Annotated in this window: 20 protein-coding genes and 1 CRISPR repeat array; of the genes, 5 read left to right on the top strand and 15 right to left on the bottom strand. The window is 64.1% G+C overall.

The genetic code is table 11. From position 1 onward, the window contains the following. Positions 1-143: 143 nt before the first annotated feature. Genes Q4G24_RS04235 through Q4G24_RS04225 form a run of 3 tightly spaced genes read right to left on the bottom strand, consistent with a single transcriptional unit; the run spans position 144 to position 2,140 of the window. Positions 144-839 (bottom strand): NAD-dependent deacylase, encoded by a 696-nt coding sequence (locus tag Q4G24_RS04235; protein ID WP_303365263.1) that lies wholly within the window; start codon positions 837-839, stop codon positions 144-146. A 6-nt stretch (positions 840-845) separates the two neighbouring features. Further along, complete coding sequence (xth, locus tag Q4G24_RS04230) at positions 846-1,631, bottom strand: exodeoxyribonuclease III (protein WP_303365258.1); 786 nt, start codon at positions 1,629-1,631, stop codon at positions 846-848. Then, a complete protein-coding gene (locus Q4G24_RS04225) occupies positions 1,628-2,140 on the bottom strand; it encodes a hypothetical protein (RefSeq protein ID WP_303365257.1) in 513 nt (170 codons plus the stop codon). The genes xth and Q4G24_RS04225 overlap by 4 nt, the downstream gene beginning before the upstream one ends. Positions 2,141-2,236: 96 nt before the next feature. On the opposite strand from Q4G24_RS04225, the gene moaA reads away from it, so the two are divergent. Next, positions 2,237-3,244: a GTP 3',8-cyclase MoaA gene (gene moaA, locus Q4G24_RS04220; protein WP_303365256.1), complete on the top strand. Its 1,008-nt coding sequence runs from the start codon at positions 2,237-2,239 to the stop codon at positions 3,242-3,244. Positions 3,245-3,289: 45 nt separating this feature from the next. On the opposite strand, the gene Q4G24_RS04215 is transcribed toward moaA, so the two are convergent. Then, complete coding sequence (locus tag Q4G24_RS04215) at positions 3,290-3,967, bottom strand: hypothetical protein (RefSeq protein ID WP_303365255.1); 678 nt, start codon at positions 3,965-3,967, stop codon at positions 3,290-3,292. A gap of 110 nt (positions 3,968-4,077) precedes the next feature. After that, positions 4,078-5,169 carry an anhydro-N-acetylmuramic acid kinase gene (locus tag Q4G24_RS04210; protein ID WP_303365254.1) on the bottom strand — a complete coding sequence of 364 codons (1,092 nt, stop codon included), beginning with the start codon at positions 5,167-5,169 and terminating at the stop codon, positions 4,078-4,080. Between the two features lie 58 nt (positions 5,170-5,227). Here Q4G24_RS04210 and tyrS point away from each other — a divergent pair, with 58 nt between their 5' ends. Then, positions 5,228-6,466 carry a tyrosine--tRNA ligase gene (gene tyrS / locus Q4G24_RS04205; protein WP_303365253.1) on the top strand — a complete coding sequence of 413 codons (1,239 nt, stop codon included), beginning with the start codon at positions 5,228-5,230 and terminating at the stop codon, positions 6,464-6,466. A 352-nt stretch (positions 6,467-6,818) separates the two neighbouring features. Here the strand turns inward: tyrS and Q4G24_RS04200 are convergent, their stop codons facing one another. The 3 genes from Q4G24_RS04200 to Q4G24_RS04190 form a co-directional block, all read right to left on the bottom strand. Beyond that, a complete protein-coding gene (locus tag Q4G24_RS04200; protein ID WP_303365252.1) occupies positions 6,819-7,181 on the bottom strand; it encodes a cell division protein ZapA in 363 nt (120 codons plus the stop codon). A gap of 3 nt (positions 7,182-7,184) precedes the next feature. Further along, complete coding sequence (locus tag Q4G24_RS04195; protein WP_303365251.1) at positions 7,185-7,769, bottom strand: hypothetical protein; 585 nt, start codon at positions 7,767-7,769, stop codon at positions 7,185-7,187. 109 nt (positions 7,770-7,878) lie between these two features. After that, positions 7,879-9,630, bottom strand: a complete 1,752-nt coding sequence (locus Q4G24_RS04190) for a BCCT family transporter (protein WP_303365250.1) — start codon at positions 9,628-9,630, stop codon at positions 7,879-7,881. A gap of 137 nt (positions 9,631-9,767) precedes the next feature. Between Q4G24_RS04190 and hisB the strand changes: the two genes are divergently transcribed. After that, the gene (gene hisB / locus Q4G24_RS04185) at positions 9,768-10,352 is read left to right on the top strand and encodes an imidazoleglycerol-phosphate dehydratase HisB (RefSeq protein WP_303365249.1); all 585 of its coding nucleotides are present in this window, start codon (positions 9,768-9,770) and stop codon (positions 10,350-10,352) included. Further along, on the top strand, positions 10,352-10,987 hold the full coding sequence (gene hisH / locus Q4G24_RS04180; protein ID WP_303365248.1) for an imidazole glycerol phosphate synthase subunit HisH: 636 nt from the start codon (positions 10,352-10,354) through the stop codon (positions 10,985-10,987). The genes hisB and hisH overlap by 1 nt, the downstream gene beginning before the upstream one ends. 23 nt (positions 10,988-11,010) lie before the next feature. On the opposite strand, the gene Q4G24_RS04175 is transcribed toward hisH, so the two are convergent. Further along, positions 11,011-11,394 (bottom strand): DUF2147 domain-containing protein, encoded by a 384-nt coding sequence (locus tag Q4G24_RS04175; RefSeq protein ID WP_303365247.1) that lies wholly within the window; start codon positions 11,392-11,394, stop codon positions 11,011-11,013. Between the two features lie 163 nt (positions 11,395-11,557). Between Q4G24_RS04175 and hisA the strand changes: the two genes are divergently transcribed. Beyond that, positions 11,558-12,274 carry a 1-(5-phosphoribosyl)-5-[(5-phosphoribosylamino)methylideneamino]imidazole-4-carboxamide isomerase gene (gene hisA / locus Q4G24_RS04170; protein WP_303365246.1) on the top strand — a complete coding sequence of 239 codons (717 nt, stop codon included), beginning with the start codon at positions 11,558-11,560 and terminating at the stop codon, positions 12,272-12,274. A gap of 169 nt (positions 12,275-12,443) precedes the next feature. Then, positions 12,444-13,722: a CRISPR direct-repeat array (repeat unit 31 nt; unit sequence GTTTCGATCCGCGCCCCCGTGAGGGGGCGAC). A gap of 186 nt (positions 13,723-13,908) precedes the next feature. On the opposite strand, the gene cas2 is transcribed toward hisA, so the two are convergent. Genes cas2 through cas5c form a run of 6 tightly spaced genes read right to left on the bottom strand, consistent with a single transcriptional unit; the run spans position 13,909 to position 19,209 of the window. Further along, positions 13,909-14,199, bottom strand: a complete 291-nt coding sequence (cas2, locus tag Q4G24_RS04165; RefSeq protein WP_303365245.1) for a CRISPR-associated endonuclease Cas2 — start codon at positions 14,197-14,199, stop codon at positions 13,909-13,911. A 1-nt stretch (position 14,200) separates the two neighbouring features. Next, positions 14,201-15,235 (bottom strand): type I-C CRISPR-associated endonuclease Cas1c, encoded by a 1,035-nt coding sequence (cas1c, locus tag Q4G24_RS04160; RefSeq protein ID WP_303365244.1) that lies wholly within the window; start codon positions 15,233-15,235, stop codon positions 14,201-14,203. After that, a complete protein-coding gene (cas4, locus tag Q4G24_RS04155) occupies positions 15,232-15,876 on the bottom strand; it encodes a CRISPR-associated protein Cas4 (RefSeq protein WP_303365243.1) in 645 nt (214 codons plus the stop codon). The genes cas1c and cas4 overlap by 4 nt, the downstream gene beginning before the upstream one ends. Beyond that, positions 15,876-16,811 (bottom strand): type I-C CRISPR-associated protein Cas7/Csd2, encoded by a 936-nt coding sequence (cas7c, locus tag Q4G24_RS04150; RefSeq protein ID WP_303365242.1) that lies wholly within the window; start codon positions 16,809-16,811, stop codon positions 15,876-15,878. Before cas7c ends, cas4 begins: the two co-directional genes overlap by 1 nt. Next, positions 16,808-18,550: a type I-C CRISPR-associated protein Cas8c/Csd1 gene (gene cas8c, locus Q4G24_RS04145; RefSeq protein ID WP_303365241.1), complete on the bottom strand. Its 1,743-nt coding sequence runs from the start codon at positions 18,548-18,550 to the stop codon at positions 16,808-16,810. Before cas8c ends, cas7c begins: the two co-directional genes overlap by 4 nt. After that, entirely contained in the window at positions 18,547-19,209 is a 663-nt protein-coding gene (cas5c, locus tag Q4G24_RS04140; RefSeq protein ID WP_303365240.1) for a type I-C CRISPR-associated protein Cas5c, read from the bottom strand. Before cas5c ends, cas8c begins: the two co-directional genes overlap by 4 nt. Positions 19,210-19,371 lie beyond the last annotated feature (162 nt).

Here is a 19,371-nt window from a genome sequence, read left to right as displayed (position 1 = left end):
ACCCGCGACCCCCGGCGTGACAGGCCGGTACTCTAACCAACTGAGCTACAACCGCTCACCAATGCCCGGATCGCCTCCGGGTGACGGGGTGTTTATGCGGCGGGGCGCAAAGCGTCAAGGGATGATTTCGATAAAATTGCACCTTATGCGGGGGCGGTCAGCAATTCATCGACCCAAAGCGGCACGGTCTGCCCTGCCGGGCCGGGAATGACACGCGAAAACAGGCCGCTGGCGGTGGGTTCCAGGTTCAGTTCGACCGTGGGGATACCCAGCCCGCGCGCGGCCTGCACGAAACCGGCGGCGGGATAGACCTGCCCCGAAGTGCCGATGGCCGCGAACAGGTCAGCATCCGACAGTGCCGCGTCGATCCGGTCCATGAAATAGGGGATTTCCCCGAACCAGACGATATCGGGCCGGGCCGTGGGATGACCACAAGCCGGGCAGTCGGCCTTGGGCGACATGGTGGCCGGCGCGGGCCAGCGGTGGCCGCAGGCGGCGCAGAGCGCGCCATTCAGCGTGCCATGCATATGGATCACATCCGGGCTGCCGCCACGTTCGTGCAGATCATCGACGTTCTGCGTGACCAGCGTCACCCGATGCCGGCCCGCCTGCGCCAACCGCGCCAGCGCCTGATGCGCGGGATTGGGCTGCGCCCGTGCTGCCGCCGCGCGACGCATATCATAGAAATCCTGCACTAATTTCGGGTTGCGGGCGAATCCTTCGGGGGTGGCCACATCCTCGATCCGGTGGTTCTCCCACAGCCCATCCGAGGCGCGGAAGGTGTCGATGCCGCTTTCAGCGGAAATCCCGGCGCCGGTCAGGATAAAGATATGCATGATGCCCCCTTATGCGGCCAGTTCGACCCAGACCGGGATGTGATCGCTGGGTTTGTCCCCTGCCCGCGTGGCGCGGTCGGCACCCACGGCCTGCACCAGATCGGCAGCCTGCGGCGACAGCAGGATATGGTCGATGCGGATGCCGTCATCCTTGGGAAAGGCCCCCGCCTGATAGTCCCAGAAAGTGAACGGCCCGCGCCCCGCATAGGGATCGCGGTCGCGCAGCGCATCGGTCCAGCCGTCCCAGACGATCCGGCGCAGCGCGGCGCGGCTTTCGGGCTGAAACAGCGCATCTCCGGTCCATTTCTGCGGGTTGGCGGCGTCACGCGGCTGCGGAATCACGTTGTAATCGCCCAGAATCACCACTGGCATTTCCAAGGCCCGCAGTTCCGCCGCCCGCGCGCCCAGACGCGCCATCCAGGCCAGCTTATAGTCGTATTTCGGCCCCGGCTGCGGGTTGCCATTGGGCAGGTAAAGCCCCGCGATTCGCACCGCCTGCGCGCCCACCACGGTGGCCTCGATATAGCGGGCCTGTTCATCCGAATCGTCGCCGGGCAAGCCGCGCGTCACATCCTCCAGCGGCAGGCGCGACAGGATCGCCACGCCGTTGAAACCCTTTTGACCATGGGTTTCGACATGCCAGCCAAGATCCTGAAAATGCACAGCGGGGAAGCCCTCATCAACGGATTTGATTTCCTGCAAGACGACCAGATCGGGTTGCGCCTCTGCCAGCCAGGCGGTCAGCGCCTCAATCCGGGCCTTGATACCGTTGATGTTGAAACTGGCGATCTTCACGAGCGGAACACCCGGATTTTCGGCAGATCGGTCAGCGAAATCCCCAGTAATTGCATTGCAGGCAGCGACAACTGGCTGCCGGCGCTGGCAGGACCGGACAGCGGAATCAGCTCGACCTTGGAGGATTTGCCGTTGGCCGGGTTCACCACACGGCCCTGCGTGCGGGTCTTGACCAGCGGGGTTTTCAGCCAGAATCCGCCCTGACTCGGATCACCCAGCGAAGCGACGGTCTCGCCAAGGGCCGTTTCGGCGCTGGCGGCAGGGGCCTTGGCAGCCTCGGCTTTTTGCGCGGCGGTGGTGGTATCGAACTGCGCCGCCGTGCGGGCAGTCGGGCGCGGCGCGGGTGCCCGCAGCGCGGCGGTTTCCGGCGTCGGCGCAGGGGCGGCGGCCGGCGCGGCGGCAGTTGCGGCAGCCGGGGCCGTCGTTGCGGTCGTGGCGCTTTGGGTCATGGTCTCGGTGCAGGCGGCCAGCGCCAGCGGCAACAGCAAAACAGGGCGGAACAGCGACATAGGATAGCCTCGTGTTTGATATTGCAGCCAGACTACCCGCCCCACGCAGGGCGGGCAACGCTTGCCGCGCCGCTTGCCTGCGATTACACAGGCAGGATGGATCACAAGCCGCTTATCGACCCGTTTTTGCGCCCGATCACCTATCTGCGGGTGTCGGTCACTGACCGCTGCGATTTTCGCTGCACCTATTGCATGGCCGAGCATATGCAATTTCTGCCCAAGCGCGACCTGCTGACGCTGGAAGAACTGGACCGGCTGGCATCCGGTTTCATCAGCCTTGGGGTGAAAAAACTGCGGGTGACGGGCGGCGAGCCGCTGGTGCGGCGCGACATCATGGGGTTTTTCCGCGCCATGTCCCGCCATCTTGGCAACGGGCTGGAAGAACTGACCCTGACCACCAACGGCAGCCAGTTGGGCCGTTTCGCGCAGGAGCTTGCCGATTGCGGCGTGCGACGGGTGAACGTCTCGCTGGACACGCTGGACCCGGACCGCTTTGCGCAGATCACCCGCTGGGGGCGCTTGCAACAGGTGCTGGACGGGCTGGCCGCCGCCAAGGCGGCCGGACTGCGGGTCAAGATCAATACCGTGGCGCTGAAGGGCTTTAACGAGGATGAGGTTTTCACCCTGCTGGACTGGTGCGCCCGCGAGGATTTCGACCTGACCTTCATCGAGGTTATGCCGATGGGCGAGATGTCCGAAGAAACCCGGCTGGACCAATACTGGCCGCTGTCTGATCTGCGCGACCACCTGTCCCAGCGCCTGACCCTGACCCCGCTGGCTGAGCGCACCGGCGGACCCGCCCGTTATTTCCGGGCCGAGGAAACCGGGCAGAAGATCGGCTTCATCACGCCGCTGACACATAATTTCTGCGAAAGCTGCAACCGGGTGCGGGTGACTTGCACCGGGGAATTGTTCATGTGCCTGGGGCAAGAGGACCGCGCCGACCTGCGCGCACCGATGCGCGATCACCCCGACGATGACGCCCCCTTGCATCAGGCGATCCGCGCCGCCATCGCCCGCAAACCAAAGGGGCATGATTTCGACTATTCCCGCCAGACAGTGACCGGCCAGATGTCGCGCCACATGAGCCACACCGGCGGATAAAAAAAGAGGGCCGCAATGGCCCTCTTTCCGGTTTTTCCGCGGCGGTTATTTCAGCACCACTTCGGGGTTGAACTCGGGCAGTGCCTCAAGTTCCTCCTTGGTCATATGGGTGGCAAACAGCGACTCTTCGTCAAACTGCATAAAGTTCAACTGGTCTGCACCCAACAGAACCTGCTTGGCACCGATACCAAGGAAACCACCAATATCAGCCACATAGCCGACGACCTGCCCCTGCGGCGCGATCACCACATCGCTGATCTTGGCGATGTCGGTCCATTCCGCCGGGCGCTCAGCCGGGTCTTCCTCGCCCCAAAGGGTCGTCGAAGGCTCATTCGTGGTCCAGACATGCTGCGAGGTGATCCACGACGCCAACATCCCCGGATTTTCGGCGCTGAGAACCGGCGAATCCATCGCCAATGCCGGGTCAACCGGCGCAGCTCCGGTCACGACCTCAACGGCTGCTGCATCCGCAGCCGCACCGGCGCTGTCCGCGGCTTGCGCAGCAGCATCCGCCGCACCCGCTGCGGCATCAGCCGCATCCGACGCCGCAGCGTCCGCCGTTGCAGCGGCGCTTTCGGCGGCGGCCTGCGCCTCGCCCGCCGCAACCTCGGCGGCGGCGGCAGCTTCGCCTGCGGCAACCTCGGCCTGCGTTGTGTCCTGAGCATAAACGGCAGTTGCGCCAGCAAGGGTCAGAGTGGTGGCGGCAATCATAAACTTGTTCATCACTAACAGTCCTCTACTTTCTGACAGGGCAGGTTGCGCCCTTGTGCAGCACTAACGCCCGACGCAAAGCCACGTTCCCCGCCCTGCCCAAAGCGGCGAAAATCCGCCCCTCAGCGTGGGTGGCTGATCCGCCCGCCGCCGACCGGCCCCGGTGCGCCAGTGGTCGTTGGCCCCGAGGTCGGCAGGCCGCGCATGACCCGCACCGCCAGCCAGCCAAAGGCATGCGCCTCCAGCATATCGCCATCCAGCCCGATAGCCTCGACCGGCTCAGGCGCCATGCCGGTCTGCCGCGCCAGCGCCGCCATCATCGCCCCATTGTGCCGCCCGCCACCACAGACCAGCAGCCGCGCGGGCGCTTCCGGCAGCCAGCGCAAGCCCGCGCCAACCGCCGCTGCCGCCGCTTCGGTCAGGGTCGCCGCCGCATCGGCATCGGACAGCCCCGCCACCGCCGCCACCAGCCCACCCCAGGCATCGCGGTCCAGCGACTTGGGCGGCGGGCGATCAAAGAACGGGTGCCGCAGAAAACCCGCCACCACCGCCGGATCGGCCTGCCCCGACAATGCCAGCACGCCACCTTCATCCCGCGCCGCACCGCATCGCGCCAGCATCAGGTCATTCAGCGGCGCATTGGCCGGGCCGGTATCGAAGGCCAGCGTGGCCTCCTCCGCAGCCGGAATCGAGGGGTCCAGCCATGTGACATTGCCAACCCCCCCAAGGTTCAGGATCAGGACCGGCGCAGGTTCCAGCCGCCCTGCCGCCACCGCCCAACGCGCGCAGGCATGATGAAAGAACGGCACCAGGGGGGCGCCTTCGCCGCCCTGCCGCACGTCTTCGGTGCGAAAATCCCAGACCACCGGACGACCCACGGCACGCGCCAGCGCAGCACCATCCCCCGCCTGATGCGTCCCCCTGCCCTGCGGATCATGCGCCAAGGTCTGCCCATGATAACCGATCAGCACCGCTTCGGGGAAATCCGCCGCCAGCGCGGCATGGGCCGTCACCGACAGCGCCGCCGCATCCGCCACCCCCGGCCCGCCCGGCCATTGCCCTAACGCCCCATACAGCACCGCGCCTTCCTTGCTGTCATAGGCACGAAAGCCACTGCGCCCGAAACCGGCAATCACCTGCCCGTCGGTTTCGATCAGCGCCGCATCCACCCCATCCAGCGAGGTTCCCGACATCATCCCAAGCACAAGAATCATGGGCTTTTCCTTTGTTGCCGTCCCCGGTATATCCGCAGCGCAACCAAGGAAAAAGCCGATGACCTACCACGCCAAATCCGATTTCATGCGCATCCTGATCGAGCGCGGCTTTCTGGCCGATTGCACCGATTATCAGGCGCTTGACGAAGCCCTGCTGAACGGGCCGGTGACGGCCTATATCGGCTATGACGCAACGGCGGCCAGCCTGCATGTCGGGCATCTGCTGAACATCATGCTGCTGCGCTGGTTCCAGAAAACCGGCAACCGGCCCGTCACGCTGATGGGCGGCGGCACCACCAAGGTGGGCGACCCGTCGTTCCGCAGCGACGAACGCCCGCTGCTGGATGACGCCGCGATTCAGCGCAACATCGACGGGATGCAGCAGGTCTTTGCCCGCTATCTGGATTATGGCGATGGCCGCGCCATGATGGTCAACAACGCCGACTGGCTGGTCGGGCTGAATTACCTTGAGTTTCTGCGCGACATCGGGCGGCATTTTTCGGTGAACCGGATGCTGTCCTTTGAATCGGTCAAATCGCGGCTGGACCGGGAACAATCGCTGTCGTTCCTTGAGTTCAACTATATGATCCTGCAAGCCTATGACTTTCTGGAGCTTTACCGCCGCCATGGCATCACCCTGCAAATGGGCGGTTCCGATCAATGGGGCAATATCGTCAATGGCGTTGACCTAACCCGCCGCGTTCTGGACCGCGAGGTATGGGGCCTGACCACGCCGCTCTTGACCACCAGCGACGGGCGCAAGATGGGCAAATCCGCCAGCGGGGCCACCTGGCTGAACGCGGAAATGCTGTCGCCTTATGAGTTCTGGCAATTCTGGCGCAACACCACCGATGCCGATGTAGGCCGGTTCCTGAAACTTTACACCGAATTGCCGGTGGCCGAATGTGACCGTCTTGGCGCTCTTGGCGGGGCCGAGATCAACGCCGCAAAAGTCATTCTGGCGAATGAAGTCACCACCCTGCTGCATGGCGCAGAGGCCGCGGCCCGCGCCGAGGCGACCGCCCGTGAGGTGTTCGAGCAAGGTGGTGCCGGTGCCGATCTGGAAGTTGCCGTGATCGCCGCCAGGGATCTGCCGCTGTCGGTGGTGCAAGTGCTGGCACAGACCGGCATCACCACTTCGGGCAAAGAAGCCAAGCGCCTGATTGCCGAGGGCGGGCTGCGGCTGAACAACGAAGCCGTCGCCGATCCGCAAATGATGCTGGATGCGGGGCTGATCGGGGACGGGCTGAAAATCTCGGTCGGGAAGAAAAAGCACCGGATGCTGAAAATCGGCTGAGGCCGGACCGGGGCGCTGCCCCGGACCCCGGGATATTTATGGACAAAAGATAACTGATGATCGGAAGCCCGGATATTTGAACGAAAAAGGCGCGGGGGACTGCGCCTTTTTTAAAGCTCCCTGAAAAATATCCAGGCAAGCGGCGGCGCAGAGATCTCCGCCATTGGTGCCGCGTAAAGGATCAGGCCGCCGAGGCCGTCAAATTCCTGACAGACCAGACAAACGTGCCACGGATCACCGAAACGCCATGCCATTTCAGCCCCGCACAGCAGGCCACCCAAGACCGTGCTTGCGGCCATGGTTGCAATGGTGAACCCGAAAAACCGGGGGCGGCCCTGCAGCCTCGTTCCGGTCACATCTGCAACTGTTCCTCGGCCTTATCGGCCAGCGATTCGGCGCGGGCAGTGATTTCGGCCAGCGAATCGAGCAGTTCAGGCGGCAGCACCGCCACCTGACGCGACGGCGGGTTGCCCCGCATCCGGGTCAACTCGCGTTCCGCAGCCGCTGCGCGGTCCTCCATCGCAGAGGTGCGGTCGGCCAGCATCAGCCCGGCCAGCAGCAACAGACGTGGTTCCGGCATCCGGCCCGCCTGATCCAGAATCGCCTGTGCCTCGGCATCCAGCATCTCGGCCGCGCGGCGCAAAAGGTCTTCCTCGCCAGGCTGACAGGCCAGCGTATAATCGCGATTGCCGATGGAAAATTGAACTTCGGCCATGGGTTAACCCTTTTGCGGGGCGGTTGCGCCCGGATCGGTGTCAAAGGCAATGACCTCGCCCGGCTCCGGGCGGGCATCGGCGTCATAAGGGGCCTCGGCGGTACGGGTCTTGCGCCCCAGCAGGCTTTCCAGCGCCGCCAGAACATCGCCCATCTGCGCGATTTCGGCGGCACGGGCGGCGCGCAGGGATTCGGCCTCGGCCTCCAGCGCGGCACGGGTGGCCGCGACACGTTCGTCACTTGACGCGGCGGCGATCAAGGCACGATTGGCGCGGGTCAGATCCTCATTGGCCGCAGCCAGACGCGCGGCCTCTCGGGTGGCATCCGACAGGCGCGATTCGGCATCTGACAGCCGTGCGGCCAGCGCCTCGACCGCCGCCGGGGGCGCCGACGGAACCGGCGCTGCAGCGGCAGGCGCAGGTTGCGCGGCCAGCTCAGCCTCCAGCGCGGCGATACGGTCCAGCGCCGCATCCAGCAGCCCGCTGTCGGGTGCCGCAGCACCACCCTGCCGGGCGTGCAGGTCCAGCGAATAGTCGATACGTTCCAGCGCCGTGATGAGGCGTTGTTCGAGAATGTTCAGATCGCTCATCCGGGTGTCCGTCGTTTGATACCGGCCCTTCCTGCCAAAAGCCGAACGCGAAAACAAGAACGGGCGGGTCAGCGCCCGCCCGTTCCGCTGTTTCGGCAAAAGCCTGCCGTCACTCCTCGGCCAGCTTGACCTCGCGCCGCTCGCCGCACAAGCCCTGAACCAAGCCGATACAGGCCACCAGCAGCACGATGGTAAAGGGCAGCCCGGCCGAAACCGCCATCGCCTGCAACGCGGTCAGCCCGCCGCCAAGCATCAGCGAAATCGCCAGCAAGCCCTGAAAGCTGCACCAGAATATCCGCTGCGGCACGGGATTTTCGATCTTGCCCCCGGCGCTGATCGTGTCGATCACCAGCGAACCGGAATCGGACGAGGTGATAAAGAACACCGCCACCAGAATAATGCCGATCAGGCTGGTGATCTGCGCCAGCGGCAGATGCGACAGCATGGCAAACAGCTTCAGCTCCAGCGCGGCATCGGCGGCATCACGCAGCCCGGACAGGTATTGCGTGATTGCCGTGCCACCAAAGCTGGTCATCCACAGCACCGAAACCAGCGCCGGCACCAGCAAAACCGCAATCAGGAACTGGCGCACCGTGCGACCGCGCGACACCCGCGCAATGAACATGCCGACGAAGGGCGACCAACTGATCCACCAAGCCCAATAGAACGCCGTCCAGCCCTGCCGGTAATTATCGTCGCTGCGGCCAAACGGGTTCGACAGCGGCACGATTTCACGCGCATAGCTGGCCAGATTGCCAAAGAAGCCGGTGACAATCTGCCATGTCGGGCCAAGCAGGACCACAAAGAGCAGCAACAGCAGCGCCAGAATCATGTTGGCCTCGGACAAGACCTTCACACCCTTTTCCACGCCAAGCACAACCGAGGCCATGGCAATCAGGCTGATCACGATAATCAGCAAAATGCGGGTGGTATCCGTGACCGGCACGCCAAACAGCAGGTTCAGACCCGCCGTTGCCTGTTCCGCCCCGAAACCAAGCGAGGTCGCAAGGCCAAAGATCGTCGCGGTGATCGCCAGAATATCGACCACATGGCCGGGCCAGCCCCAGATACGCTCGCCCAGGATCGGATAAAAGACCGAGCGCATACTCAACGGCAGCCCTTTGTTATAGGCGAACAGCGCCAGCGACAGCGCCACCACGGCATAGATCGCCCAAGGGTGCAGGCCCCAGTGATAGATGGTCGCCGCCATCCCCAGACGCCGCGCCGCCAGCGCGTCACCCTCGGCCCCGTTCAGCGGCGCCCAGTCGGTGCGCAGCCCGTCCACGATCACCGGACCGTCATAGGCAGCCTGAAAATGGCCCAGCGGCTCGGCCACGCCGTAAAACATCAGGCCAATGCCCATACCGGCGGCAAACAGCATCGAGAACCAGCCGAACAGGCTGAAATCCGGGCTGGCCTCTGGCCCGCCAAGCCGGACCGAGCCAAGCGGCGACAGGATCAGGCCAAGGCACAAAATCACAAACAGATTGGCCGAAATCATAAAGAACCAGTCAAGTTCACTGGTCAGGAAATTGCGGATGCCGCCAAAGGCCAGCTCGATCCCGCTCGGCTGCGCCACCCCGTCAATCGGCGGCTGCGCGGTCACGATCTGAAGCATCAGGGTGCCGATGGTAAAGGCGACGACAACGGCTGCGGATACCAGAAACACGATCTTGTGGATGTCAAACTCCAGCGTGATCGCGGTGGTAATATTGTGCTGACCAATCTCATAATCGGTCTCGATCACTTCGGTGGGGCCTTCGGGTTCGGGCAGCGGCTCGACACCATTCGAAGTCTCTTCCACCGGGGCTTCGGGGGACACATCATCCGCCAGCCCCGAATTGTGGTTCGGGTCAGTCATGTGAACCTCTTACTGATTAAACTGTGGGGCGTATTGCATAAATATCACAAAATTGCCAGCCCGCCGCGCGGCGGGGGCTTCGCAGCCGGGGTAATCGGCCCTATAAAGCCCGGAAAATCAGCATAAGGGAGGCCCTGATGCGCAAGGCCACGATCAGCCGCAACACCAATGAAACCCGGATCGAGGTCACGGTGAATCTGGATGGCAGCGGCAGCTATGACAACGCCACGGGAATCGGCTTTTTCGATCACATGCTGGACCAGCTTGCACGCCATTCGCTGATCGACATGACCATCCGTGCGCAGGGTGATCTGCATATCGACGATCACCACACAGTCGAGGATACCGGCATTGCGCTGGGTCAGGCGCTGGCGCAGGCGCTTGGCGACAAGCGCGGCATCCGGCGCTATGGGTCGTGTCACCTGCCGATGGATGACACACAGGTGCGGGCGGCGCTGGATCTGTCGGCGCGGCCGTTTCTGGTCTGGAATGTTGATTTCCCGACGCAAAAAATCGGCACATTCGACACCGAACTGGTGCGCGAATTCTTTCAGGCGCTGGCCACCCACGGCGGCATCACCCTGCACATCGACCGCCTGCACGGGTTCAATTCCCACCACATCGCCGAGGCAGCCTTCAAGGCCGTCGCCCGTGCTTTGCGTGAGGCGGTCGAGCCTGACCCACGTTCCGACGCCCTGCCCTCGACCAAGGGGGCGCTGTGATGCGGGTCGCTCTGGTCGATTACGACAGCGGCAACCTTCATTCGGCGGAAAAAGCATTCGCGCTGGCGGGGCGTGACCACCGGGCCGAGGTGATCGTGACCCGCGACCCCGATCAGGTGCGCCGGGCGGATCGGATCGTGCTGCCCGGCGACGGGGCTTTTCCGGCCTGCCGTGCCGCGCTGGACGCCGTTCCGGGCATGGTCGAAGTCCTGCGCGAGCGGGTTTTGGACCACGGCACCCCCTTCATCGGCATTTGCGTAGGGATGCAGATGTTGGCCACCACCGGACTGGAATATCGTGAAACCCCCGGCCTTGGCTGGATTCCCGGCCGGGTCGAGGCAATCCGCCCTGCCGATCCGGCGCTGAAAGTGCCGCATATGGGCTGGAACGATCTGGTCATCGACCGGCCGCATCCGGTGCTGGACGGCATCGCCACCGGCGATCACGCCTATTTCGTCCATAGCTGGCAGGTTCACGCCGACGACCCGGCACATCTGCTGGCCCATGTCGATTACGCAGGTGCAGTCACGGCCATTATTGGCCGCGGCAATATCATCGGCACCCAGTTTCACCCGGAAAAATCGCAGGCCGTAGGCCTCAGGCTGATCTCGAACTGGATGGGCTGGCGGCCCTAGGGCCGCCCCTGATCAGGCCAGAATCAGCGCAGCTTGGTCCAGGTCTGGCTTTTGCACAACATTCCGCCAGCAACACAGCCCGACAGTTTCATCGAATTGCCGCTGACCTCGGCCTTGCCGTCATAGATCTTGTCATTCGACGGACGCCAGACCTTGCCACGATACTGGCCATTGCCCTGCGGGGCCATGCCGATCACGATATCCTTGCCAATATTCGGCGTCTGGATTTCGGTCGAGCCTTCGAACGCCTTGACGATCTTGCCGCAGAACCCGTTTCCGCAAGCGCCGATCTGCACAAAGGCATAATGGCCGTCATCGGGCTGCGTCTGCCACAGCCCGGCAATCGGGTCAGCGGTGGCCGCACTGGCCAGCAGGGTAAAAGCGGCAGCAATGGTTAATGTTTTCATGGGAACCTCCTCCTGATTGCGCCAGCATGATCCCGCGCCCGGCCTTCTGTAAAGCATGACGTGAGGTTCAGCGCGACAAGATAGTAGTTACAATTTTACCTATCCCTTCCCGCCCCCGGCTGGTTATGGCAAAGACAACGCAAACCAGACGAAAGGCCATGCCATGATCCTCTATCCCGCCATCGACCTGAAAGACGGCAATTGCGTGCGCCTGCTGCGCGGCGAGATGGAGGCCGCGACGGTTTTCGGAACCGACCCGGCAGCACAGGCGCGCGCCTTTCAGGATGCGGGCGCGGAATGGCTGCATCTGGTCGATCTGAACGGTGCCTTTGCCGGACAGCCCGTCAATGCCGCAGCGGTCGAGGCGATCCTGTCCGCGACCACCATCCCGGCCCAGCTTGGCGGCGGCATCCGCGATATGGCAACAATTGAAATGTGGCTTTCCAAAGGCTTGCGCCGGGTGATCCTTGGCACAGTCGCGGTCGAAAACCCTGACCTCGTGCGTCAGGCCGCCCGCGCCTTCCCCGATCAGGTTGCCGTCGGCGTGGATGCCCGCGCGGGCCGCGTCGCCACCCGTGGTTGGGCCGAAGAAACCGATGTCATGGTCACCGACCTCGCCCGCCAGTTCGAGGATGCGGGCGTGGCCGCCCTGATCTACACCGACATCGACCGCGACGGCGCAATGGGCGGTCCCAACATCCCCGCGACCGAGGCACTGGCCCGTGCCGTCAGCATCCCGGTCATCGCCTCCGGTGGGGTCTCGACCATGGCTGACCTGCTGGCGCTGCGCGACACCGGCGTGATCTCGGGCGCGATTTCAGGCCGGGCGCTTTACGACGGCGCGATTGACCTGCGCACCGCCCTGACCGCGCTGCGCTGATCAGCGCGCCCCACATCGTACCTGCTCATGCCTCTATTCGGACCTGTTGGTCGCTTTACTTGACCCCTGCAAACCACAGGATCTTTCCATATATAAATATATGCTTACCCTCTGCCACCTAATATTTTGAGGATGACCTGCAAAACTGACCTCACCCACCAAACCGTCAGTTTCGATCCGCGCCCCCGTGAGGGGGCGACTTCGCCATGGTCAGGCCCCGCTTGAGTGCGTTGCCGGTTTCGATCCGCGCCCCCGTGAGGGGGCGACTAGACGCGCCGGGCAACCTCCACGTCGCCCTTGCCGTTTCGATCCGCGCCCCCGTGAGGGGGCGACGATCCACGCGCCTTGCTGATCGCGCAGCGCGCGGTTTCGATCCGCGCCCCCGTGAGGGGGCGACGACCGCGACCCCGACGCGGTTGCCCGTGCGCTTGGTTTCGATCCGCGCCCCCGTGAGGGGGCGACGACAGCGTGTCCGTCTGATCGCCCCGGCCTGACCCGTTTCGATCCGCGCCCCCGTGAGGGGGCGACACCAGTCGGTCGCCGCCACGCAGGCGTTTACCGCGTTTCGATCCGCGCCCCCGTGAGGGGGCGACCGATGCGGCCCTGACGGCGCTGCAAACCCGCACCGTTTCGATCCGCGCCCCCGTGAGGGGGCGACATGCGCTGCAATGCCACCTTGGGTTTGGTTGCCATGTTTCGATCCGCGCCCCCGTGAGGGGGCGACGGCAGGGATCAGGGATATTGAGGAGTCGTTCTGATGTTTCGATCCGCGCCCCCGTGAGGGGGCGACCCGATCACATCGGTAATCCCGGCGATGCGCCCGAAGTTTCGATCCGCGCCCCCGTGAGGGGGCGACAGATGATAAAGGATGCGACCGGCCACGCTCATGCGTTTCGATCCGCGCCCCCGTGAGGGGGCGACCGACCGCGTCGGGCTGCTGGAAGATGGCGACATCGTTTCGATCCGCGCCCCCGTGAGGGGGCGACGCGGCAGAGCCGCCTGTTTCTTATAGGTGATTTTGTTTCGATCCGCGCCCCCGTGAGGGGGCGACAAGCCCGGCCCCCGGTCGGTGTAAAAGATCGCCGGTTTCGATCCGCGCCCCCGTGAGGGGGCGACCCCCTGCCCGCAAACGACAAGAGGACGATTCGAATGTTTCGATCCGCGCCCCCGTGAGGGGGCGACGGTTTTGCCCACCAGATCATGAAGGCGTTTTTTGTGTTTCGATCCGCGCCCCCGTGAGGGGGCGACGCCGCGCAAGAAAAAGCCCGGCTTGCCTACCAAGCCGTTTCGATCCGCGCCCCCGTGAGGGGGCGACAACCTGCCGCAGCGACAGCCCGGCCAGACAAACCGTTTCGATCCGCGCCCCCGTGAGGGGGCGACCTGCTGTCGGATGTCGGCTTCTGGGTCGATCACGACAGTTTCGATCCGCGCCCCCGTGAGGGGGCGACGGTTTACTCTATAATTCACCGTTTCAAAAAGCAAAATCCTTAACAGGATGCGAAAGTCAGGGGGAGATGACCAGAAAAGGGGAAACATCTCCATCCACAAGGCATAAAGATATTTCCATTCAAACAATTAACAAATTGCGAACATACGCAAGGTTTCCGACACGCTTGGGGTTCGCAGACAGCAGGCTACAGGATCAGCGGGGCATTCAGGTCGGTGGCGGGTTTGGCGCCGACATGCTCGACGCGGCGGGTCCAGTTGGCGCCCAGATAATAGTATCGCAGGCTGTCATGGGCGGGGTCAATCGCGGCTTCCAGCCGGGTTTTCAGGCGGGTCCATTGCGCCGGGTCCACCTCGATCTCGAACACCGAATATTGCACGCGCTGGCCCCAGTCCTGACAGGCACGGGCGACGCGGCGCAGGCGGCGGGCGCCGCCCTCGGTCTGCACGGACACGTCATAGGTGACAAGAACCAGCATCTCAGCTCCAGAACCATGGGGGGTAAGCGTCCAGATCGCCGCGCAGGTGCCGCGACAGCAATTGTGCCTGAACCCACGGCACCAATCCAAAGGCCAGCTTTTCGCCCAGGAAACGGTGCTGGCGTTCTTCGCGCTTGCGTTCCTGCCAGGCGGTCAGAACAGTGCGGCGGCCATCATCGGTCAGCGTGACCGCGCCGCTGTCAGAGGTGACGAAATCACCTGCCCGCAATTGCCGCCGGTTCACCAGAGACAGCGCCAGACGGTCGGCCAAGGGGGCGCGCAGTTCCTCGATCAGATCCAGCGCAAGGCTGGGGCGACCGGGGCGGTCGCGGTGCAGAAAGCCAACGGCGGGGTCCAGCCCGACGGTCTCGCAGGCGCTGCGGCAGTCATGGGTCAGCAGCGCATACAGGAACGACAGCACCGCGTTGATCGGGTCCAGCGGCGGGCGGCGGGACCGGGCGCGCCAGCGCAGCTCTGCATCGGGGCTGCGGATCAGGTGATCGAACACGGCGAAATAGTTCTGCGCCGCCTCGCCCTCGGCCCCGCGCAGATCGTCAAGACTGCCATCGTCGAACTCGATCCGGCGCAGGATGCGACCCATGCGGTCACTGGCGGCGGCCAGGGCCGCGGCGGCGGCGGGGTCCATGTCGGCGCCGTAATCGCGCAAGGCCCGGCGCAGGACAGCGCGTTGGTTCGCCACCTTGCCGATCAGCAGCGAGCGCACGATGTCATGGGGCGCGTCTGCGGCGCGGTATTGCGCGCGGCGCAGCAGGACGTTGCCGGACACCGGGCCTTCGATCCGGGCCTGAAACCGGCCGATCCGATCCAGCAGCGTGATCGTCACACCCGCCGCCGCACAGGCCCCGACCAGAGCCGGCGTGATCTGAATCGCCCCGCAGGTCACGATCCCGGTCAGCATATGCAGCGGCACCCGCCCCTTTTCCGCGCCATCAAGCTGAGCGACGACGGTTTCGCCATCCTTGCGCAGCGCCATGCCCTCGGTCGTGACATACAGCGTGTTCAGCAGCTTTTTCACAGGTCATCCCCCAATGCGGCGCTGACCTGACGGCGACGCCAGGCGCGGACCGGGCGAGCGACGGTATCAGGGCGGCAAAGCTCGATCAGCGAACAGGCACGGCAGCGGCGGCGGTCGGTCGTAGGCGGCGGGGTCATGCCACTGGCCAGCACCTGCGCCAGATCGGCGGCGGTGGTCGTGGTCAGATCGCGCAGTTCCGCGTCAAACGGCACCGTCACCCGACGTTTGGTCGTGGCGTAAAACAAGGCGCCTTGCGGGACGGGCTGGCCGGTCATGTCCTCAAGACAGAGGGCCTGCGCGCAAAGCTGAACCTCATCGGCGCGGTGCAGTTTCGGCTTACCGCGCTTGTATTCAACGGGAAAAGCGGTTTCCACCCCGCCGGGGCCGCGGCTGAATTCGACCAGATCGGCCACGCCGGTCAGGTTCAGCCGCACCGAGGACAGGGCCAGCGCGTGAACCCGCCGCACCCCGCGCCCCGACCGCGATCCGCCCTTGTCGGTGACGGCGTGCAGCACGTCACCTTCGGCGGTAAAGCGGTTTTCGGCCCACATCTGTTCCAGATGGATCAGCGCCGCCTGACGCAGACAGTAAACCGCATGTTGCAGGGCCGAGATCGGGATCGGCTCGGCCCCGGTGGTCATCAGACCAGTTCCAGCACCTCGACCCCTTCGGGCAGGTCGGTGCTGTCCACGGTGACGCTGTAATCGCTGAACCGCCGCGCGGGGGGCAGGTTGTCCAGGCGGCCGTCCAGATCATGTGCCTCGCCCTCGACCATGCGGCGGATCTGCACCCGGTCGAACAACTGATGCGCCGGCGCGTTGCCCAAAGCATTGGCATGACGGAACACGATCAGCTTGCGCGTCGCCATCTCGCCGCGTGCGGCTGAGCGGTCATGTTCAAACAGGTTCGACAGCGCCTCGAACAGCAGTTCCAGATCATCCGCACCAAAGCCGGTGCGCTCGGCCAGTTTCGCCGATACGAACCCATGCGCGACATAGAGACCATACGGCACGATATGCTTGCGCCCCATGGTCCGATTGTCCGTGCGCCCGTCATCGGACCCATCGGCGGATTTCTTTTTCTCGGCCTCATTGGTGGCGGCCATGCGGGTGATGGTGATTTCGGCTGGCAGGATCGCCTCGACCGAGCGGGCAAAGCCCATCTGCACCGGGCCGCGCACCTGCCCGCAATTGATGCCCGTGGACATGACCGCGCCAAAGGTCCGCACGTCAAAGAAGTTCGCGCACATCCAGCCGCGCAGCGCGTCGGCCTCGGCATCGTCCTTGGGGTTCAGTTTCGCACCATCGGCCTTGCCGCGCAGCGCGGTATAGGCCTGACGGTGCTTTTCGTTCAGGATCGCGCCTTCCTGCACATAGATGTGCATCCCGTCCTGCCCGCCCCGCGCCAGTTCGACATAGTTGCGGATTTTCCGCTTGAGGCTGACGTCGGTGACAAGACCGTGGTTATCCTCAGGGTCCAGACGCGGCAGGTTGCCCGCATCGGGGTCCCCATTGGGATTGCCGTTCGTGACCTCAAAGATCAGAACGAAATCGTGGCGTTGGGTCAGGTCGGTCATTCGATTACCTCGGTATCGTCAGTTTTCTTGCGGAAAAATTCGCTGTGCTGATGGTGATAGCCCAAGGCGAACATAGCCTGATCCTGCGCCGTCAGCCGTTGCGGGAAAGGCTCGTTTCCGGGGGCCAGCCGGTCAGTGATGCTGCGCAGGGTCTTGGTCAGATTGACCGAAAGGCCAGCGGATTTCTTGGCGATCTTGGACAGATGCGTTATCGCACCCTTGTCCAGCATGGCAAACACCTTGCGCGGCGTGGCCGAGGCTGAACCATAATATTTGTCCCGCACCCCGGCATTCACATCACCCAGCGCCGCGCGCTGGATCTGTTCATAAACGGCAAACAGCCGCCCGAGGTGATAGCCCGTCCGGCCCTCGCCCTCAAACTCTGGATCAAGCGCCATCGGCACCTCCCTTTCGAAATTACGGATCAGCACGGCCTTCATCAGACCGACGCGAATGGCATTGATGCGCCCATCGGCACGAATACGGGTCAGCGCGGTGGACAGGGTGGTCATCGGATAGCGCCCGCCGGTCAGGATCGCGCGCATGTAATCGCCACCCTGACGCGGCGGCAGGTTGTCCACCTTGCCCTGCACGGCCAGTTCACACAGTTGCCGGAACAGGCTGGCCGGACCGTCACGCGGCCCCGGTTCAACCCGGATGTCATCCTGCCATTGCCGGTAACGATCAGCGATGGCGGCAAAGTCATCCTCAATCAGAAACCGCACCGACAGCCGCGCCGCATTGGGCGCAAGACCCAGAATAGTGAACCGCACACCCTCCGCCAGTTGCGGATCCACCTCGGTCATGGGCTTGCCCTGCCGGATCATCTCCAGCTTGCCGGCCAGTTCAGCGCGGGCGGTATCATCACCCGCCGTCGGGGGCAGCGTATCAAGCGCCGCCTCGAAGAATTCTTCGGCGGCGCTGGCGGCAGCCTCGGGCGCTTCGGCCCAGAATACGGTGGATGCGTCACCGATCTGGACGCGGTGGCCGCTGCCTTTGGCCAGAAAACCGTTCAGCGCCGCGCCATAGGCAAAGGCCGCGCGGTCGGACACCGGCGCATTGTCCCCCTGCGCATGGCCATAGGATTCAAACGCATCGAGGTTGAACGACACCAGACTGGCGCCCGAGGATTGTGCCCCCCACACGCCCTTGATCGCCGGATGCAGCCGCGCCACCGGGCCGGTCTGGCCCGTCACCAGACAGACCGCGCCCCCGCCGCCATCACCGCCCTGCATCTGCGCCCAAAGCGTCCGGGCGGCAGGGCGGTCATGCAGCATCACATTATCCATCCGGTCCGATTCCAGCACAAAGACGATGTTCTGATCCCGCAGCCCCTCGTCCCATTCATACTGATCCGGCGTCCAGCGATCGAAAAACCGCAACAGCGCGACCAGCCCCGGATCATCGCTGCCCGCCAGCCATTCGCGGTGCTTTTCGACAAAAGCGGCGTGTTCATCCGCGGTCCGCTTGCCCTCGCCTGCCGTGACGCCCAGCGTATAGGCGGTCTTGTCCCACAGAAAATTGGGCGCGATCCCCGCTGTCCGCTTGATGGCCTGCGGCACCCGCAACAGCGCAGGCGTGCGTTTCTTGCCGGTGCCGCCGCGCAGGTCATGCAGCCCCGCCACCGATCCATCGGGGTTCAGCGCCAGCATTGCGCCGATCTTTTCTTCGGAAAACCCCACGCGCGGCGCATCGGGCAGCCGGTCATAGGCACGGACGAGAGAGGCCAGAACACTCATCTCAGCACCTCGGGGCTGGCGGGGGGCGGCACGTCGATCACGCCCTGCACCATGCGGGCGCGAAAGAACATCGAGGGACGGCCCTTGGCCGCGTGGTCAATGTCCCACAGCATCAGCCCCAGATCACGGTCCTCCGCGATGGCGGGGATCGGGTCATCGGGGCCAAGCAGCCGGAAATCAACCGGAAATTCGCGCGTTCCCATGCAGGGCTGGTGAAAGCACTGCCCCCGCGCAGCGCGGCGGTTGAAAATGTCCAGATGCTTGCCCTCGGTATCATCGCCCGCCCGCGCGGTCAGGTCGAAATGCGCCTCGATCACATAGGCCGGGCGGACCAGAACCGTTGCCGCGCGCTGCTGGCGGTCCTCATCCGCCAACAGCCCGACCCCGCCCAGATCACCGCGCTTCATCGCGGATTTCAGCTTGCCCGCCGGGGCCTTGTGACCGACCTCATTGCGGCGGATGGTCTGGGTGCGGATCGGTTCCAGCACATGAATCCGGTCGATCACCCAGCGGATCGCCGGTTTCCAGTGGATCGCCTCAAGAATCCCCCGCGCCGCCGAGGGCGTGATGACGTCATAGCTGACCCGTTCAACCTTGAGTTCCGGTCGCGTGAACAGGCCAAAAGGGGCCGTGACATGCAGGCGGACGCCATATGCCATACGTTAACCATTCAGTAATTATTTCAGTAGTTTACTTTCAGAATCTAAGCAAATGATCCGCCGTCATGTCAACCTCAATTTACGCAGCCATGTGATCAATTTAGACGCCATGTGATCTTGCCTCGCCCCATATAACCGTTCATGCAGAAAATCTACTCCTTC

The sequence above is a fragment of the Paracoccus sp. (in: a-proteobacteria) genome (assembly GCF_030538695.1).
Classification (GTDB): Bacteria; Pseudomonadota; Alphaproteobacteria; order Rhodobacterales; family Rhodobacteraceae; genus Paracoccus.
Note: the sequence above shows the minus strand (reverse complement) of the source record. Positions and strands in the feature narration are given on the sequence as shown.

Bases quoted from the DNA above. Each gene is read 5' to 3' on its own strand.
- Q4G24_RS04190 (WP_303365250.1), bottom strand. From the start codon at position 9,630: ATGACTGACCCGAACCACAATTCGGGGCTGGCGGATGATGTGTCCCCC.
- Q4G24_RS04215 (WP_303365255.1), bottom strand. From the start codon at position 3,967: ATGAACAAGTTTATGATTGCCGCCACCACTCTGACCCTTGCTGGCGCA.
- moaA (WP_303365256.1), top strand. From the start codon at position 2,237: ATGGATCACAAGCCGCTTATCGACCCGTTTTTGCGCCCGATCACCTAT.
- Q4G24_RS04210 (WP_303365254.1), bottom strand. From the start codon at position 5,169: ATGATTCTTGTGCTTGGGATGATGTCGGGAACCTCGCTGGATGGGGTG.
- Q4G24_RS04225 (WP_303365257.1), bottom strand. From the start codon at position 2,140: ATGTCGCTGTTCCGCCCTGTTTTGCTGTTGCCGCTGGCGCTGGCCGCC.
- hisB (WP_303365249.1), top strand. From the start codon at position 9,768: ATGCGCAAGGCCACGATCAGCCGCAACACCAATGAAACCCGGATCGAG.
- Q4G24_RS04195 (WP_303365251.1), bottom strand. From the start codon at position 7,769: ATGAGCGATCTGAACATTCTCGAACAACGCCTCATCACGGCGCTGGAA.
- hisH (WP_303365248.1), top strand. From the start codon at position 10,352: ATGCGGGTCGCTCTGGTCGATTACGACAGCGGCAACCTTCATTCGGCG.
- Q4G24_RS04200 (WP_303365252.1), bottom strand. From the start codon at position 7,181: ATGGCCGAAGTTCAATTTTCCATCGGCAATCGCGATTATACGCTGGCC.
- Q4G24_RS04175 (WP_303365247.1), bottom strand. From the start codon at position 11,394: ATGAAAACATTAACCATTGCTGCCGCTTTTACCCTGCTGGCCAGTGCG.
- cas2 (WP_303365245.1), bottom strand. From the start codon at position 14,199: ATGCTGGTTCTTGTCACCTATGACGTGTCCGTGCAGACCGAGGGCGGC.
- cas8c (WP_303365241.1), bottom strand. From the start codon at position 18,550: ATGAGTGTTCTGGCCTCTCTCGTCCGTGCCTATGACCGGCTGCCCGAT.
- tyrS (WP_303365253.1), top strand. From the start codon at position 5,228: ATGACCTACCACGCCAAATCCGATTTCATGCGCATCCTGATCGAGCGC.
- hisA (WP_303365246.1), top strand. From the start codon at position 11,558: ATGATCCTCTATCCCGCCATCGACCTGAAAGACGGCAATTGCGTGCGC.
- cas5c (WP_303365240.1), bottom strand. From the start codon at position 19,209: ATGGCATATGGCGTCCGCCTGCATGTCACGGCCCCTTTTGGCCTGTTC.
- cas7c (WP_303365242.1), bottom strand. From the start codon at position 16,811: ATGACCGACCTGACCCAACGCCACGATTTCGTTCTGATCTTTGAGGTC.
- cas4 (WP_303365243.1), bottom strand. From the start codon at position 15,876: ATGACCACCGGGGCCGAGCCGATCCCGATCTCGGCCCTGCAACATGCG.